The sequence below is a fragment of the Hyalangium sp. genome (genome assembly GCF_045802625.1).
Taxonomy (GTDB): domain Bacteria; phylum Myxococcota; class Myxococcia; order Myxococcales; family Myxococcaceae; genus Hyalangium.
Map to the genome: position 1 here is coordinate 1 of NZ_JBJMQP010000072.1, position 17645 is coordinate 17645.

The 17645-nt window shown below is 69.0% G+C and carries 13 protein-coding genes; 7 read left to right on the top strand and 6 right to left on the bottom strand.

Annotated elements, in window-relative coordinates:
• From ACJ8AT_RS14505 to ACJ8AT_RS14515, 3 genes are all read left to right on the top strand, one after another.
• Positions 1-484: tetratricopeptide repeat protein (locus tag ACJ8AT_RS14505; RefSeq protein ID WP_407738313.1), on the top strand; the 484-nt coding region annotated here is incomplete at its 5' end.
• A gap of 98 nt (positions 485-582) precedes the next feature.
• On the top strand, positions 583-2898 hold the full coding sequence (locus ACJ8AT_RS14510) for a kelch repeat-containing protein (protein ID WP_407738314.1): 2316 nt from the start codon (positions 583-585) through the stop codon (positions 2896-2898).
• A gap of 93 nt (positions 2899-2991) precedes the next feature.
• Positions 2992-3738, top strand: coding sequence for a carbohydrate deacetylase (locus ACJ8AT_RS14515; RefSeq protein WP_407738315.1), 747 nt, complete (start codon positions 2992-2994; stop codon positions 3736-3738).
• Here ACJ8AT_RS14515 and ACJ8AT_RS14520 read toward each other — a convergent pair.
• Entirely contained in the window at positions 3722-5617 is a 1896-nt protein-coding gene (locus tag ACJ8AT_RS14520; RefSeq protein WP_407738316.1) for an ATP-binding protein, read from the bottom strand. The genes ACJ8AT_RS14515 and ACJ8AT_RS14520 overlap by 17 nt on opposite strands.
• Positions 5618-5823: 206 nt before the next feature.
• On the opposite strand from ACJ8AT_RS14520, the gene queF reads away from it, so the two are divergent.
• On the top strand, positions 5824-6186 hold the full coding sequence (queF, locus tag ACJ8AT_RS14525) for a preQ(1) synthase (protein ID WP_407738317.1): 363 nt from the start codon (positions 5824-5826) through the stop codon (positions 6184-6186).
• Here queF and truB read toward each other — a convergent pair.
• On the bottom strand, positions 6183-7079 hold the full coding sequence (gene truB, locus ACJ8AT_RS14530) for a tRNA pseudouridine(55) synthase TruB (RefSeq protein WP_407738342.1): 897 nt from the start codon (positions 7077-7079) through the stop codon (positions 6183-6185). The two genes, queF and truB, sit on opposite strands and share 4 nt — an antisense overlap.
• Before the next feature lie 16 nt (positions 7080-7095).
• Positions 7096-8169 (bottom strand): serine/threonine-protein kinase, encoded by a 1074-nt coding sequence (locus tag ACJ8AT_RS14535; RefSeq protein WP_407738343.1) that lies wholly within the window; start codon positions 8167-8169, stop codon positions 7096-7098.
• Positions 8170-8492: 323 nt separating this feature from the next.
• On the opposite strand from ACJ8AT_RS14535, the gene ACJ8AT_RS14540 reads away from it, so the two are divergent.
• Entirely contained in the window at positions 8493-9548 is a 1056-nt protein-coding gene (locus ACJ8AT_RS14540; RefSeq protein ID WP_407738318.1) for a phospholipase D-like domain-containing protein, read from the top strand.
• 35 nt (positions 9549-9583) lie between these two features.
• Here the strand turns inward: ACJ8AT_RS14540 and ACJ8AT_RS14545 are convergent, their stop codons facing one another.
• From ACJ8AT_RS14545 to ppk1, 3 genes are all read right to left on the bottom strand, one after another.
• Positions 9584-10603 (bottom strand): trypsin-like peptidase domain-containing protein, encoded by a 1020-nt coding sequence (locus tag ACJ8AT_RS14545; RefSeq protein ID WP_407738319.1) that lies wholly within the window; start codon positions 10601-10603, stop codon positions 9584-9586.
• Between the two features lie 130 nt (positions 10604-10733).
• Positions 10734-12266, bottom strand: a complete 1533-nt coding sequence (locus ACJ8AT_RS14550) for a serine/threonine-protein kinase (protein WP_407738320.1) — start codon at positions 12264-12266, stop codon at positions 10734-10736.
• A 118-nt stretch (positions 12267-12384) separates the two neighbouring features.
• Positions 12385-14574: a polyphosphate kinase 1 gene (gene ppk1, locus ACJ8AT_RS14555; protein ID WP_407738321.1), complete on the bottom strand. Its 2190-nt coding sequence runs from the start codon at positions 14572-14574 to the stop codon at positions 12385-12387.
• 102 nt (positions 14575-14676) lie between these two features.
• Between ppk1 and ACJ8AT_RS14560 the strand changes: the two genes are divergently transcribed.
• Together ACJ8AT_RS14560 and ACJ8AT_RS14565 are read left to right on the top strand one after the other, a co-directional pair.
• Positions 14677-16182 carry an HD domain-containing protein gene (locus tag ACJ8AT_RS14560; protein WP_407738322.1) on the top strand — a complete coding sequence of 502 codons (1506 nt, stop codon included), beginning with the start codon at positions 14677-14679 and terminating at the stop codon, positions 16180-16182.
• Positions 16183-16328: 146 nt separating this feature from the next.
• Positions 16329-17549: a zinc-dependent alcohol dehydrogenase gene (locus tag ACJ8AT_RS14565; RefSeq protein WP_407738323.1), complete on the top strand. Its 1221-nt coding sequence runs from the start codon at positions 16329-16331 to the stop codon at positions 17547-17549.
• The last annotated feature ends 96 nt before the right edge of the window (positions 17550-17645 follow it).

Consider the following 17645-nt stretch of genomic DNA (forward strand, 5'->3'; position numbering starts at 1 on the left):
CGCCGCGCTCGCCAAGGCCTATGAGAAGCGGCCCAAGGATCCGCAGATCGCTCCGCGCTACGGGATGCTCTTGTCGCAGGGTGGGAAGCTGGATGAGGCCTCGGAGGTGCTCGGCGCCTGGACGAGAGACCACAATGACGCCGAGGCGCTCGCGGAGCTGGCCTTCGTGCGCTACCGCCAGGAGCGTGTGGAAGACGCGGCCGCCCTGCTCAAGCGAGCGCTCAAGAAGTCTCCCAAGCTCGCCATCGCCCATTACTACCTGGGAGCCATCCTCTTCCGGCAGGGAGACGCCGCGGGCGCCGAGCGGGCCTACCGGGAGGCGGATCAGCTCGCTCCGGAAGATCCGCGGGCGCTGGCCGCCCGGTGTCAGCTCCATGCGCGGCAGGGCAACGAAGCCGGCGTGGCCGAGGTGAAGAAGGAGCTGGCCTCCCGCTTCCCGGAGCACGCGGAAGCGCTCGCGGCGCAGTGCAAGGCGGGGGACTGAGACGGCGACGTGAGCTGAACGCCGAGGTCCACAAAATTCCTGGCCCGGAGTTCCCCCACTACAACTCCCCGTGCTTCAACAAACACTGGGAGTATTTCATGAACGCTGTATCACCCCGCCTGTGGCTGGTGCTCGGTCTGGCGCTGCTCGCTGGCTGCTCGGCCTCCTCCACGACCGGCACGGCGCAGTTCGCCGTCTCCGTGCCGCAGACCCTCTCCTCCACCATCTCGCGCGTCTCCGTCACCTCCAGCGCTGCGGATATCCCCTCCATCTCCGTGGACCTTGCGTTCACCCACGGCGTCTGGGGGGGAATCATCGGCAACATCCCCGCGGGCCCCAACCGCTCCTTCCTCGCGCGGGCCTTTGACTCCTCCGGCGCCTTGCTCTTCGAGGGCTCCGCCTCCGGCGTCACCATCTCCGCGGACCAGATCACCCTCGTCGCCATCACCCTCCAGGAGATCAACGCCCCTCCTCCCTTCCAGAACGAGGCACCCCTCATTGACTCCCTGGTGGCCTCTTCCACCTCCGTGCCCACCGGTGGAGCCGTCTCACTCGTGGCCACCGCGCATGATCCCAACACGGGCGATTCCCTCACTTACTCCTGGTCCTCCACGGGAGGCACTTTCTCCTCTGCCTCCTCCACCTCCACCTCGTGGACGGCTCCCACCTCCGTCGGCATCCAGACGCTCACGTTCACCGTGACGGACTCCCAGGGCCTGTCCTCCAGCATCTCCCTGGCCATCAATGTGCTCCAGGGCGGAGGACAGGGGGATGCGCAGCTCTCCATCACCTTCAACAGCTCTCCCCGCGTGGCCTCGCTCAGCGCCTCCCCCTCCCGGTTTGCCGTGGGAGAGACAGCCTCTGTCTCCGTCACGGCGTCGGATCCGGACGGCGACAGCCTCTCCTACTCCTGGAGCGCCACCTGCGCCGGCTCCTGGGCTCAGGCCTCCTCCAGCGCCGCCCAGTTCACTCCCACCGCCCTGCCCTCCGGCGCCTGCAACAACTGCAACCTCACCGTCACCGTGACGGACGGGCGCGGCGGACAGACCACGGGCACCGTGGCCCTGTGCGTCAGCAACACACCCCCCATCAACCACCTCAACCCCGTCATCATCCGTTCCTACCGCTCCTCGGACACGGCCGCCGCGGGCGAGGTGCTCACCTACGAGGTGGTGGCCAGTGATCCAGAGAGCTCCACGTTGAGCTTCTCCTGGGCAGCCAGTGCGGGCACGCTGGGCTCCGCAGCCAACGGCTCGTCCAACAGCCGTATCACCTGGACGGCTCCCTCCTGTGTCAGCACGAGCACTCCCCCCACCCTCACCGCCACCGCCACCAATGCCTTCAACCTGACGGCCACCCGGAGCTTCTCTGTGGCCGGACTGCCGGCGTGTGCCACTTCGGGTTGGGCCTCGACGGGCCCTATGGCCTCGGCTCGCTTCGGCCACACCTCGACGCTGCTGCCCAACGGCAAGGTGCTCGTCGCGGGGGGAGGCAACGACTATTTCATCGCACCGGAGGTGTACGATCCTTCCTTGGGCACCTGGAGCACCGTCGGCTCCCCTGTCTCGATTGGCACCTGGGCCACGGCGACGCTGCTGCCCAATGGCAAGGTGCTCGTTGCGGGGGGAGACCAACCCAGCACCGCGCCCCTGCCCGCCGCGTGGTTGTACGACGCGGCCTCGGGCACCTGGAGCGATACCACCTCGATGGCTTCGCAGCGCTCCAGGCACACGGCGACGCTGCTACCCAATGGCAAGGTGCTTGTTGCGGGGGGAGGAAACTACTACGTGCGAAGTCCCATCGCGACGGCGGAGCTGTACGACGCAGCCTCGGGCACCTGGAGCGCCGCCTCCTCCATGGCTTCGCCTCGCGCCGAGCATACGGCGACGCTGCTGCCCAATGGCAAGATCCTCGTCGTGGGGGGATACAATAACGTCAGTGTCTTGGCGACGGCGGAGTTGTACGACCCGGCCTCAGGCACGTGGAGCGCTGCCGCCTCCATGACCTCGCCTCGCTGGTCCCACACAGCGACACTGCTGCCAAACGGCAAGGTGCTCGTCACGGGAGGAAGCGACGGCCGCAGCGTTGCGACCGCAACGCTTTACGACCCGTCCTCGAACACCTGGAGCGATGCCGCCCCGATGTCCACACCTCGCTGGGGCCACACAGCGACGCTGCTGCCGAACGGCAAGGTGCTCGTCGCAGGGGGAGAGGATTCTTTTCTTCCGTGGCCCTCCTCCATCGTCGCGACAGCTGAGTTGTACGACCCAGCGTCGGACACATGGACCACTACCGCCACCATGGCTTCGGTCCGTTCCGAATACCCTGCGACGCTGCTGCCCAACGGCAAAGTGCTTGTGACGGGAGGATTCACTTTCAGTTTCCTCTCCTCAGCGGAGTTGTACACGCCTTGAACATTGGCTGCTGAATAGGCCACACCTTGGCATGCGGAGGATTAGAACGCCCTCCGCATGCTCAAGCCCCACCCTCGTCCCTGAGAGAGTCCCGTGAGCCCTCGCGCCCTCATCATCAACGCTGACGATCTTGGCTACGATCCCGCCGTCACCCGAGGCATCCTCCGCGCGATGCGCGAGGGAGTCGTCTCCTCGGCCACCTTCATGGTGAACACGCCCTACTCCGAAGCGGCGGCTCGCGAGGCGAAGGGGCTCTCCATCGGCCTGCACCTCAACCTCGCGCGTGGGGCTCCCGTGTGGCCCGGCTTCCCTCGGGAGTTCCTGGAGAACGGCGCCTTCTCCGAGGCCCGCGCCCCCACCCTGCCCCCCGACGCGGTGGAGGCGGAGGCCCGCGCCCAGCTCGAGCGGCTGGCCCAACTGTTGGGCCGCCCCGCCACCCACGTGGACGTGCACAAACACCTGCACCTGCACCCCAACGTGCTCGCTGGCCTGTCTCGCGCCGCCCGCGCCGCGGGCCTGCCCGTGCGCTCCATCAACGAGCCCATGCGGCGTGAGCTCCAGGCCCAGGCCTTACCCACCAACGGGCACTTCGTGGGCGATGCGGGCACCGAGGCGTACTGGACGCTGGAGCGCTTCGAGGCCGCCGTGGGTGCACTGCCCGCCTCCGGCGTGATCGAGCTCATGTGCCACCCGGGCTACACCCCCGAGGCGGTAAAGAGCGGCTACTCGGCCCAGCGCGAGGTGGAGCTGGCGACCTTCCTCCACCCTCGGGCGCGTGAGGCGCTGAGCCGCGCGGGGCTCACCCCCACCGGCTTCGGCGTGCTCACATCCGGACGCTAGTCTCTTCCGCCACGGGCCAGCCCGCCTCGGGCGTCAGCGCCAGCGTGTTGCGCACCCGGGCGATCAGCTCGTCCGCGCGGTAGGGCCGCGAGCACAGCACGGTGCCCTCCCACGCCCAGGCCGGACGCCGCGAGCCCGCCAGCAGAATGGGCACCGGCCGGGCCCGAGGCAGCGTGGCGAACGTCTCCAGGAAGATGCCCACCTCCTGCTGCGAGGCGCTCGCCGACAGCAGGATCAAATCCACCGGCAGCGCCGCCGCGTTGCGCAGCGCATCGTCGCCATTGCGCACGGTGAGCACCTCGAAGCCCTCACCGCGCAGCACGCGCTCGGCCTCGGCCTCGTGCTGGCGATCCTCATCCAGCAGCAGCACGCGCGGCGGCAGCTTGCGCACCTCGCGCGAGGCCATGCGCGGCAGCGCCACCGTGAAGGTGGAACCAATCCCCTCGGCGCTCGACAGCGTGAGGTTGCCCCCATGCAGCTTGCAGATGGAGTGGCTGATGAAGAGCCCCAACCCCAGGCCGCCAAAGTTGCGGTGGGACACGTTGCGCGCCCGGTAGAAGCGCTGGAACACCTGCGCCTGATCCGCCCCCGGAATGCCGATGCCCTTGTCCTTCACGTGGATGCGGACCTCGTCCTCCGACTCCTGCACCTCCACGAGGATGAGCTCCCCCGCCGGGCTGTACTTGTGCGCGTTCTCCAGCAGGTTCACCAGCACCTGCTCCAGCCTGTCCCGGTCTCCCTGCACCCAGACGCGCTGGCGTGGCACGTCCACGGTGAAGGGCCGATCGAACGCGTGGCGGAACTGATCCACCACCTCCGCGACGAGCTGCCCCACCTCGAGCGCCGCCCGGCTCACGTCCAGCTTGCCCAGCTCCAGCCGCGAGGCGTCCAGCAAGTCATCCACCAGCCCCGCCAGCCGGTCCACCTGCCGCTTGGACTTGAGCACGCTGGAGAGCTCCACCGGCTGTCCGGTGGTGATGCGCCGCTCCATGGTGAAGAGGCTGAGCTTGAGCGGGGTGAGCGGCGTCTTTAGCTCGTGCGAGGCGATGGACATGAACTCCTCGCGCACCCGCAGCGCCGCCTGCGCCTCGCGCAACAGCCGCGCGTTCTCCACCGCCACCGCGAGCTGGCCGGCCGCCGCCGTCCACAAGTCCAGCTCCCGCACCGAGAAGGAAGCGCCCTGCTCCTTGTAGAGCAGCAGCAGCCCCACCGTGCGCCGCGGCGCGCACAGCGGCACGGCGGCGAAGATGGAGCCCATGGCATCCCCGTACCCACGCTGGATGCCAATCTGCGCCCGGCGGGTGCCGAGCGCCTGAAGGAAGGGATCCGCCGACGGATCGAACGCATCCTCGGGGGACTCGCAGCCGGCCAGGTCCGACACGGCGGCACGGCGCAGCCCTCCCTGGTTGCCCTCCTCGCAGAGGAACACCTCCGCGCGACGCACCCGGGCACAGCGCACCAGGGCCGTCACCGCGGCGGCGCAGACGTTGTCCACCTCCAGCGTCTCGCCCACCGCGCGGGCCACCTCCTGCACCACCTGGGAGAAGGCGCCCTCGTCATCCAGCCCCGAGGGCTCGAAGAAGAGCCAGGCCCCCTCGGGCTCGCCCTCCCCCGTCCGCTTCACCTGGACACGCACCTGACGCATCGCGCTGGTGATGACGTGCCCCTCGTGCTCGCGGCCCTCGCGGATGGCGCGCTCCAGCGCGTCCCGGCTCCGGCCGAACTCGAACACCTCGAGCAAGCCATGTCCGAGCGTAGGAGCGACTCCTACCTTATTAGCGAAGTCCGCCTCCAACCACTGGACCTTGAGGTCCCGGCCCACGCGGAGCGTGGCCTGGGGGAGGTGCGCGAGCGCATTCTCGAAGTCAGGTGGCAGCATGGGGCCACTACCGAGATAAGTGTGCCCTCCCCTGGGCGACAACCCACCGGCCGGCTTTTCCCACGTGTTCGACATCTGGGCCGTTGGGGGGGCGACAGTGTCCGGGGTTGATCTCTTCAGGGCTCAACACCTGGAGCAGCCGGGCAGGGAGGCGTCCTGCACGGAACCCATGCATCCAGCCATCTGTGTGTTAGACGACAGCCGCCATGCCTGCTCAGCCCACCAAGGAACTACAGACCTTCCCCAACCCGGCGCCCGAGCGCGACTACGAGATCGCCTTTGACGTCCCGGAGTTCACATGCCTTTGCCCGCTGACCGGGCAGCCGGACTTCGCGCGGTTCAAGATCCGCTACGTGCCGGATCAGCTCTGTGTGGAGCTCAAGAGCCTGAAGCTCTACATGTGGGCGTACCGCAACGAGGGGGCCTTCCACGAGAAGGTGACCAACACCATCGCGGACGACATCATCCGGGCCATCCAGCCGCGCAAGCTCACGGTGGAGGGAGACTTCTTCGTGCGCGGCGGCATCGGCACCGTCGTCACCGTGACGCACGAGAAGAAGAAGGGCTAGAGCCCGCCGCGCAGCTCGGACTCGCAGGCGAGCTGTCCCTCGCGCTCCCGCAGCAGCATCACCAGCCGTCCCTGGTGGAAGCCGCGCACGGGAGCGTCGGGATCCGGAAAGCCCGCGGGCAGCCGCCAGTCCGGAGCCAACAGTTGGGCACGAGGGATGGGCCGCTCGCGGCGCAGCTCTCCCACCTCCGCGTCCGAGAGCTCCCGGGTGGCGCACCACGGCAACACCTGCCGCCCGTGCAGCTCCACGCGCCGTCCCGGGCCTGGGTCCTCCCACGGGCCAATGGCCGTGCGGTGCAGCCGGGACAGGTGCGCGCCACAGCCGAGCACCCGTCCCACATCCCTCGCCAGCGCGCGCACGTAGAAGCCGCCCCGGCAGGTGAGCTCCAGGCGGCTCGAGCGCGGCAGCTCATGCGCGAGCCACCGGGCCTCGTGGAGATAGACGCGGGAGGGAGGCAGCACCACCTGCTCGCCTCGGTGGGCCTTCCGGTACGCGGGCTCTCCGTCCACCTTCTTGGCGCTGGTAGCGGGAGGCACCTGCTCGTGCCAGCCCCGAAAGCCCGCGAGCGCCGCCTCCAGCGCCACCGGTGTGAGGTGCGAGGCATCTCCCTGGTGGACGACTCGGCCTAGCAAGTCCCCGTTGTCCGTCTCCGCGCCCCACACCACCTCCGCCACGTAGCGCTTGGGCACGGGGTGGATCAGCTCCATCAACCGCGTGGCCTGCCCCACCAGCAGCAGCAGGAGCCCCTCGGCGAACGGATCCAACGTGCCGCCATGACAGACGGGAGTGCGCTTGCCGGGACGGGCGGCCTGGAGCTCCTCCATGGCCGCGCGCACCAGCGAGAAGCTCGTGTCACCCACCGGCTTGTGGGCCAGAGAGATGCCGGGCTTCAGCACGGAGGCCCTGCCCCTACTTCTTCCCGGAGCCGCGTCCGGGAGAAGCGGGAGCCGGTGCAGGCGCAGGCGCGAGCTCGGCGCCCTTCTTCTGCACCAGCGGCACCCAGCGGTCCTGCAGGAAGTAGACGCCCGAGCCCGTGGCCAGGCTCAGCAGCACCACGGCCACCACCCACTTGAGCTTCGCCCGAGCCGAGCGGGCCCGCCGCTGCTCCGCGAGCGCCTCGATGGAGCCCAGCTCCGCCTGCGTCAGGTGCGCCAGCGCCTCCGTCTCGGTGAGCTTCTGCCGGTGGCGCAGGAAGGATATCAGCAGCGCGGGGTGGGACACCTTCACCTCGCGCGCGAGGAACACGTCCAGCTCGCGCCGCATGGCCGCCGCGTCCGGGAAGCGGTGGTCCGGCTTCACCTCGAGCGCCCGCTTGACGACGTTCGCCAGCGGCGCGGGCACGTGGGGCGCCACCTTGTGGAGGTGCGTGTACTTGCCGTCGCGGATCTTCGCGAACACCTCGCCCGCCGTCTTGCCCTGGAAGGGACGCGCCCCGGTGAGCGCCTCGTAGAGCAGCACCCCGAGCGAGAAGATGTCCGTGCGCAGATCCAGCGGCGCGCCCGTCACCTGCTCCGGAGACATGTACGCCGGCGTGCCCACCGCCACGCCCTGCTGGGTGAGCGCCACCAGGTCCACGTCCTTGGCGATGCCGAAGTCCATCAGCTTCACCTCACCGGACTTGGTGAGCATCACGTTGCCCGGCTTGAGATCGCGATGGATGATGTGGCGGAAGTGCGCGTGGTCCAGCGCGCTGGCGATGCGCGCGCCGATGACGGCCGCCACGTCCGGAGGCAGCGGCCCATCCTTGATGAGATCCTGGAGCGTGGGCCCATCCACGAACTCCAGCACCATGAAGACGCTGTCGTTCTTCTCCACCAGGTCGTACAGGGTGACGATGTTCTGGTGGCGGAAGGCGGCCAGGGCGAGCGCCTCGCGGTGGAAGCGGGACTGAGCCTCGCGATCGGTCTGGGCCTCGGGGAGCAGCTCCTTGAGGGCCACCTCGCGTTGGATCTTCTCGTGGAGGCCCCGGTACACCCGAGCCATGCCGCCGCGGCCCAGCTCACCGAGCACGTTATAGGCTCCGACCTTGCGGTGACGCAGGGGAGCCTTGTCCGACTTGTCTTTTTCAGGCGATGACACGACGCGCAGGGTAGCGAGTTGTGGCCGGACCGTCGACAGCCCTGGTTGCCCCCCTGCTGGAGAGGCATGCAGGCCAACGCAACCGCGCCAACTCTGGGTAGGCTGTGTCCCATGGCCTTTCATGCCGCTCGAAAAGGAAAGTTCCAGGTTCACCGGCCTTGAGCGCTGAACTCCCCCTCTCCCTCGCGCAGCCTGCTCCCCCGCCGACGAAGGCAGAGGGGGCACAGGTGAGGCTGCTGGACGGCGGCGCCGAGGCCTATCCGCGGATGCTCCAGGCCATCGAGTCCGCCACGCGGCGCGTGCACCTGGAGGTCTACACCTTCGAGCGGGAGGGCGTGGGCTCGAGCTTCCTGGCGGCGCTGGCAGCGGCGGCGCAGCGGGGCGTGGAGGTGAGGGTCATCGTCGATGGCTGGGGGAGCATCGGCGAGAGCAGCGCCATCCAGGCGACGCTGCGGGCGGCCGGGGCGAAGGTGCGGGTCTACAACCCGCTGACGTCCCTGTTCACGGGCCGGGCCTGGCGCAACCACCGGAAGATCCTCCTGGTGGACGAGCGCGTGGCGTTCATCGGCGGCATCAACATTGGCGACGACTACCTGGGCTCGGAGGGGGAGCCGGGCTGGGCGGATCTGGTGCTGGAGTTGAGCGGGGACATCTGCGTGCAGCTGGGCGCGAAGCTGCAAGCGGGCCGGGTGGAGCTGGCCTCCGGGCCGGTGCGCGTGCTGCTGTCGGGCTTTGGCGGAGGGCGGCGGCTGAGGCAGCGCTACCTGGAGGCCATCTACCGGGCGAAGAAGCAGGTGGTGCTGGCGCACGCGTACTTCCTGCCGGACCGGGGCTTCATGCACGCGCTCAACCGGGCGGCGAAGCGGGGCGTCTCGGTGGAGCTGCTGTTGGCGGGGCGCAGCGACGTGGTGTTCGCCCGGGCGGCCACCATGCGGCTGTACCGGTACTTCCTGCGCGGCGGCGTGCGGATCCACGAGTGGACGGCCTCCACGCTGCACGCGAAGGCGGCGGTGGTGGATGGGCGGCGGCTGCTGGTGGGCAGCTTCAACCTGGATCCGCTGTCGCTGGTGAACCTGGAGACGCTGGTGGACGTGGAGGACGAGGCGGTGGCGGCCCAGGCGATGGCATGGCTGGAGAAGCACCTGCGAAGCGCGCGGCCCATATTGCTGGAGCACTGCAAGCGCACGGGGCTGCAGGCGTGGCTGCTGGATATTCTGGGGCTGGCCGGCGCGCGGCTGTCCGAGGCCTTCGCCAACTTCATGGGACGCAAGCGGCGCCGGTAGTAGGCGGCGGCGCCGGGCTCAATCCGTCGGCTCCCTCAGTCCTGCCCCTCCTGCTGGATACGCTCTTCGAGCCATGCCCGATAATGGCTCGTGCACGTGAGTGTCTGATCCGCGCGTGCACCTGCGATCCCCACGAGCCACCGGCGCTTCCCTTCCTCACGGAAACACGGCCCCCCATCGAATCCGTTGTAGGCGTAGGTCCCCTGCTGCTCATAGCGGATCCGCCCTCGGTCGGCTGGGTCCACTCCCGTGACCCGGTTCTTGCGAAAGTACCGGGCCCCATAGAATCCACCCACTACCTCATCGTGGCCGTAGCCCGCCATCACCAAGGACTCGCCCACTTGGGCCTCATCGTGAGAGAGGAGTACCTTGCCCCCATACGCCTTCACGGGCTCGTCCAAGACAACAACGGCGAGATCCGCTCGTCCCCCTGAGATGAACCCGCGCCCATCCAGGACAAGCTCCATTTCTGGGTGGGGTCGGATGGTCCCTGCGAACGTCTGGGACAGCATGGGCGTGGTCAGTTCCCTGAGCTTGGGGTCTCCGCCCTCGCCATAGACGACCGTCGTCACGAACACACGCTTCGCGCAGGAGGTGACATCCGCTCGGGTCTCTTCTCGTCCATGCCCTGGGTTCTCCTCCCTCAGCGCGCAGACGCAGCTCGCCGCAGTGAGCACCACCTGGGGGGACAGGAGGATCCCACTACAGTCCGGCAAGGCTCTCGGATCCTTCAGCGAGAGCATGACCGTGGACACATAGCGGTTCTTCACATCCATCTCCCCAGCAAGCTGACGAAGCCGAGGGCTCGCGGGGCTGAACTCGATGTTCTCGGGCCACTGCCCCATCCCGGAGGCATCCAGCTGGTTCGAGACAGGCTTGAGCGCAGCGTCCGAGGCTTGCTGGATAGGCTCTTGGGCGGCGCCGGTCGGAGATTCCCCCCCGGCCTTCTCACAGCCCCCACAGTTCGTCAGCATCAGCCAGGAAAGAAGGAGCACCGCCCATCCGCCCCAGGCTCTAGGCATCGAAGCAGTTTCTGACCTGAGCCAGCATCTCAATCTCCCCATTCTCCATCCGATGGAGCACGAGCATACCGGCCATGCGCCCTCGTGAGAAAGGGCCGCGCTGCACGCACCAGAGAAAGAGTACCTGTTGAGGATGAAGCCTGAGCGTTGAACGCTGCTCCGCTCACGGCGGGTCCGAGGTGGGCTGACGCTGAGGCTGGGGTGGATACGAAGGCGTGTAGCAAGCCCCCTTCCAAGCGTACCCGTCCTCCTTGCCCTCCTCCTTGCACGGCGGAAGGATATCGGGCACTCGGTACCAGCACCCACCGCTGATACTCACCTCGCCCAACCTGTTGCACGGAGGTCTGCGCTGGCCGTCCAGGGGGCGCTCGGGCAGAGGTCTCCCCACTGCTCGCCTCCCATCCTCCAGAGGCACAGACTCTTGCGTTGAGATAGGTGCGCCAATGGCATGGTCCCCCACGGACACGATGTCACCCTCGCGGGACTCTTTGCCCGCAGCGCTTCGGGCCTGCTTCGGCTCGTCGTGAAACAACGCCACGATCAGCCCCGCGAGCCACAGGCCCACGAACGCCACTACCAGCTCCGTTGCCCACCCGGGCGGGCGCGTCCGAGGGCGCGACATCGGCTCGAGTCGGGACTGTGCTGGAGCCTGCCCTTCGCGCGCTGACTGCTCGAACTCCGCTCTCGCGGCGGCGTCCCCCTCAGCGACGAGACGTACCATCCCCGGATCCCGCCACCGCGGGCGGTGCCAGCCGCGCCCCCAGGTGAACAGCGGTTCGTCCGCCGCGGGCCCGGCGCTCTCCGCTGCCTGCTCCAGCGCCTCTGCCGCCTTCCGCGCACTGCCCTCGAACCGCTCGACGGGAGCCACCGAGAGCAGGCGCATGATGCGTGCGTCCAGCTCCGGGCTCACGCGCGGGTTGAGCTCGCGCGAGGGACGGGGCCCGTGGCCTCCCTCCCGCCACACCTCCGCGCCCTTCTCGCTTGGATGGGTGAGGGGCGGGTACTCGTCCGTCACCAGCCGGTAGGCCATCACTCCCAACGCGAACAGGTCATCGCACGGGGTGGCCGGGTAATGCACCGTGGGGTGGCGCCGGAACACCTCGAGAAAGCCCCACGCTTCGGGGCTGCGGTAGGCGGGCGTGCCCGGCGGCAGCAGCTTCGAGGTGAGCGTGGCCGCGCCCCTGTAGTGGCCCGCACCGAAGTCCGTGAGGAAGACGCGGCCATCCGCTGGCCGTACCAGCACGTTCTCTCCCTTCACGTCCCGGTGAACCCCTCCCACCGCATGCGTGGCCTCCAGCGCCCGCGCCACCTGCGCCGAGGCCCTCAGCGCCTGGCGCGAGGAGAGGTTGCGCCGCCCTGACCACTCGTACAGCGGCACGCCGTCCACCCACTCCATCACAAGGTACGGAAAGGTTCCGGAGGGGTGCGCCCAGACGCCATGCTCGTACAGCCGAGGCACATGAAGGCTGTGGATGCGCGACAACAGCCACGCCTCGCGCTCGAAGCGCTCATCCCCTGGGGAGATGGCCAGCTTGAGCGCGAACGGGCCGGCCACCTCCCGCTTCACGTGCTCCACGCGGTAGAGAGTGCCGTAGGAGCCTCGGCCTCTCCATCCCTGGATCCGCCACGAGCCGACCCGCATCCCCAGCGGAAGACAGAGCGGGTCCACTTCCAGCAAGGCTCGCTTGGAACTCATGGGCGTTCTCCAGCGCAGGGCAATACCTTCCGCCCGCTCGTATCACCCTACCCCATGGGTCTTCCATACCACAGCCGCCGTTTCAGGCGGGCCGACTGGAGGGCTCGCGCCCCACCCATCAGCTCGCCGGAGGCACCGGGGCGGTCGGCGAGCGCAGGGTCTCGGCTGGCAGCTCGGGCGCCGCGGCGTGCCGGATGAGCGATTCCATCGGCTTGGGATCCGCCACGCGCCGCGCCAGCTCCAACAACACCCCCTGGCTGCGCACGGGCGCCCCCTCCTGCCCCACCGGCGCGTAGGTGCCGTCCCGCTGCAGCCGCCGCGCCTTCACGGTGTCCCTGAGCGCCACCCCCAGCACCTCGTCCAGCAGCCGCTGGCGCAGGGCCGGATCCTCCACCGGGAACATCGTCTCGATGCGACGCAGGAAGTTGCGTGGCATCCAGTCCGCGCTCGACATCCACACCTCCGCCTGCGGCCCCTCCCCAAACGCGAACACCCGGCTGTGCTCCAGGAAGCGATCCACCACGCTCGTCACCCGGATGTGCTCGCTCACCCCCGGCACTCCCGGCCGCAGGCAGCAGATGCCTCGCACCAGCAAGTCGATCTTCACCCCCGCCTGGCTCGCCGCGTACAGCGCCTTGATGACGCTGGAGTCCACCAGCGAGTTCATCTTCGCGACGATTCGCCCGGCCTCTCCCTTCTTCGCCTTCTCCGTCTCCCGGTGGATGAGCCCCAGCACCCGCTCCTGCAGGCCCATGGGCGCCACCGCCAGCCGCTTCCACTGCGGCGCCGTGGAGTACCCCGTCAGCATGTTGAACAGGGCCGTCACATCCTCGGCGATCTCCTGCCGCGCCGTGAAGAGCGACAGATCCGTGTACTGCCGCGCCGTCGTCGGGTTGTAGTTGCCCGTGCCCAGGTGCACGTAGCGGCGGATGCCGTTGCCCTCGCGCCGCACCACCAGCGCCACCTTGCAGTGCGTCTTCAGGCCAATCAGCCCATAGACCACGTGCACCCCGTTCTCCTCCATCCGCCGCGCCCAGGCGATGTTGTTGGCCTCGTCCAGCCGCGCCTTGATCTCCACCAGCACCGCCACCTGCTTGCCGTTCTCCACCGCCCGCGTCAGCGCCCGCGCGATGGGGCTGTCTCCGCTGGTGCGGTACAGCGTCTGCTTGATGGCCAGCACGTTCGGATCCTCCGCCGCCTCCTCCAGGAAGCGCACCACCGGATCGAACGACTCGTAGGGGTGGTGCAGCAGGATGTCCCGCTTGGCAATCACGCTCATCACCGGCTCTTCGTCCCGCAGCACCGGTGGCACCGCCGGCACCAGCGGCTCCACACGCAGCTCCGGCCGCACGTCCAGGTCCGTCAGCATCATCAGATCCGACGGCTGCAACGGCCCCTGCAGGCGGTACACATCCGGAGTGCCCAGCTTCAGCGCCGAGGTGAGCGCCGTCTCCAGCTCCGCGCTGGCCGCCGCATCCAGCTCCAGCCTCACCGCGGCGCCCCTGTCCCGCCGCCGCAGCTCCTCCTGGATGGTGGAGAGCAGATCCGCGCTCTCCTCCTCGTCCACGTTGAGATCCCAGTTGCGCGTGACGCGGAAGGACGCCGTCCGCTCCACCGCGTAGCCGGGGAACAGGTCCGCCGCGCACAGGGAGATGAGCTCCTCCAGCGGCAGCACCGCCAGCACCGTGCCCTGCGGCGCAGGCAGGGACACCAGCCGGCTGAGCACGCTGGGCACCTGCACCACCGCCAGTGACGTCTCGCGCATGTTGCGCTTGCGCTTGGGGCCCTCGCGCCGCAGCAGCACCGCCACGTTGAGTGACTTGTTGCGCAGGTGCGGGAACGGGTGCCCCGGATCCACCGCCAGCGGCGTCAGCGCCGGGAACACCGACGAGGTGAAGTACGACTTCGCCGCCGCCTTCTGCTCCGCCGTCAGCTTGTCCCGGGTGAGCACCGCCACCCCGTGCGAGGCCAGCTTCGGCAGCAGCTCCTCGCGCCACAGCCGGTACACCTCGTCCACCATGGCGTGCGTCCGCTCGCTGATGGCCGCCAGCTGATCCGCCGGCAGCATGCCGTCCGCCGCCGTCTCCGCCACTCCGCTGGACTGCTGCTGCTTCAGGCCCGCCACGCGCACCATGAAGAACTCGTCCAGGTTCGAGGACGTGATGGCGAAGAACTTCAGCCGCTCGTAGATGGGCAGGTTCGCGTCCCGCACGTCCGCGAGCACTCGCCCGTTGAACGCCAGCCAGGACAGCTCCCGGTTGATGAAGAGCAGGGGGTCGTTGAGATCCACGATGGGAGACTCTTGCACGAAACCACCCACGTCACGTCACGGGTTGTCACACCGCACACACCCCTGGCATGTATTCCTTACATCGAACGTTGAACCGCTACACTGTCGGCTGGCCCTTCTATGCCCTCTTCAACGCTTCAGCCCGTCCTCGCCGCCATTGATGTGGGCACCAACGCCGTGCGGCTGGAGCTCGCCCGGCCGGATCCCGATGGGGCGCTCGAGACGCTGCACCAGGAGCGGGATCCCATCCGCCCGGGCGAGGGCGTCTTCGCCACCGGCTCCATGCCCCGCGAGACGGCGGACCGGCTGCTGTCCACGCTGCGCCGCTACTCCGCGCTGTGCCGCCGTCACAAGGCGCTCGTGCGGGCCGTGGCCACCAGCGCCCTGCGCGAGGCGCGCAACCGGGCCGAGGTTGTCCGCCGCGTGCGCGAGGAGGCCGGGCTGGAGCTGGAGGTGGTGAGCGGCAAGGAGGAGGCTCGCCTCATCTGCCTGGGCGTGCTGCACCGCAAGCCACCGGGAGCCCGCTCGCTGCTGGTGGACATTGGCGGAGGCTCCACCGAGGTGGCCACCGCCTCGGGCGAGAAGCCGGACAATCTCTGGAGCCTGGCGCTGGGCGCGGTGCGGCTCACGGAGGTGTTCGATGCCTCCAAGAAGGCGGTGACGCCCAAGCAGCTGCGGCTCATGCGCGGCTTCGTGGCGGAGGTGGTGCGAAAGACCCTGCCGGAGAAGCTCGCCAAGCTACCCCGGGTGGCGCTGGGCTCGTCCGGCACCATCAGCGCGGTGGTGTCCTTCGCCGCTGGGGACAGCGGGGGCAGCGCCTCCGTGCGCCAGCTCTCCCAGGCGGTGGAGGCGCTGGCGGGCATGCCTCCGGAGCGGCGCCGCAAGCGCTTTGATCCGCGGCGCGCGGACATCATCGTCTCCGGCGCCATCATCCTCGAGGGCGTGGCGAAGTACCTGGGCGTGGAGGCGGTGACGGCCGTCAACCGCGGCCTGCGGGACGGGCTGCTGGTGGATCTGCTCTACCGGCAGGACTCCTCGCGGGAGGACCACAGCCTGGCGGACGCGGCGATCGACATCGGCCGGCGCTTCTTCTTCGACGAGAAGCACTCACGGCAGGTGGCCCGGCTGGCCCTCACCCTCTTTGATCAGCTCGCGGCGCTGCACAACCTGCCGCTGTCCACCCGGCCGTACCTGGAGGTGGCCGCGCTGCTGCACGACATCGGCACCGCGGTGAACTACGAGCGCCACCACAAGCACACCTACTACCTGATCCACCACGCGGACCTGCCCGGGCTGGCCGATCGCGAGCGCGAGCTGGTGGCCCGCGTGGCCCGCTACCACCGTCGCAGCGCGCCGGACGTGAAGCACTCGGGAATGGTGGGGCTGCTGCCCTCCGAGGCGCGCACGGTGCGCAAGCTCGCCACCCTGCTGCGCGTGGCCAACGCGCTCGACTGTAGCCACCAGCAGCTCATCAAGTCCCTCAAGGCCACCCACGGCCGCGAGGAGGTGTCGCTGCACCTCCAGGTGAAGCAGCCGGTGGACCTGGAGTTGTGGACGGTGGACCGGGAGGTGGCTCCCTTCCGCGGCGTCTTTGGCAGGCGGCTCTCCTTCCACGTCGGCCGCTAGCGCCCGCTCTCTCCCCTGCCCGGCGGCGAGGGGGGCTGTGCGCTTTGCCCCTCCCGGCGTGGATGGCCACGCTCCAAGGCGCATGGGCCCGCCGTGCGGGTGGGCTCCGCGCCAGCCACAGCGCCCCTGGGGGAAGGAGTCGCGCAATGAAAGCCGTCGTTTTCCATGGAATCGGAGACATCCGGCTCGAGGACGTGGAGGAGCCGAGGATCGAAAAGCCCACCGACGCCATCGTGCGCCTGAGCGCCAGCGCCATCTGCGGCACGGACCTGCACATGATTCGCGGGACGATGCCCGGCATGAGGCCCGGCACCATCCTCGGCCACGAGGGCGTGGGCTTCATCGAGGAGCTGGGCGAGGACGTGCGCAACTTCAGCGTGGGGGACCGTGTCGTCATCTGCTCCACCATCGCCTGCGGCAGCTGCGTCTACTGCCGCTCGGGTTACTACTCCCAGTGCAACGAGGCCAACCCCAACGGCCCGCTGGCGGGCACCGCCTTCTTCGGAGGGCCGGAGCTGACCGGGCCCTTCCACGGCATGCAGGCGGAGAAGGTGCGCGTGCCCTTCGCCCACGTGGGCATGGTGCGGGTGCCCGAGGGCGTCGCGGATGATCAGGCCATCCTCGTCTCGGACATCTTCCCCACGGGCTACTTCGCCGCGGAGCTGGCGGAGATCAAACCCGGAGACACGGTGGCGGTGTTCGGCGCCGGCCCGGTGGGACAGTTCGCCATCGTGAGCGCCAAGCTGCTGGGCGCCGGGCGGGTGTTCGCCATCGACTGCCACGAGGACCGGCTGGGCATGGCGCGCACCCAGGGCGCCGAGATCATCAACTTCGAAGAGGAGGATCCGGTGGAGACGCTGCGCCGGCTCACGAATGGCATCGGCGTGGACCGGGCCATCGACGCGGTGGGCGTGGACGCCATGCACGCCCACCACGGGCCGGCGGCCAAGACCGCCAAGAAGGAGGCCGCCGAGTTCAAGCGCGAGCAGAAGGAGGTAGCGCCCAAGACGAACCCGGACGGGAGCAACTGGGTGCCCGGGGATGCGCCCTCGCAGGCGTTGCTGTGGGCGGTGCAGGCGCTGGCCAAGGCGGGCACGCTGTCCATCATCGGCGTCTACCCGCAGACGGCGCGCACCTTCCCCATCGGCGAGGCGATGAACAAGAACCTCACGCTGAAGATGGGCAACTGCGACCACCGCCGGTACGTCCCCAAGCTGCTGGAGCTGGTGCGCACCGGCGTGGTGGACCCCACGGCCATCCTCTCGCACGTGGAGCCGATGACGAGCGCCCTCAACGCCTACCGCAACTTCGACTTGCGCAAGCCGGGCTGGCTCAAGGTGGAGCTCGAGCCGCCCATGCTCGCCTGAGCCCAGGCCCTGGGGCCCCGCGGCGCGGAGCAGCCCTGGCTCCAGACATGAAAAGACCCGGCAACCCCTGGGGGATTACCGGGCCTTCGTGGTGGC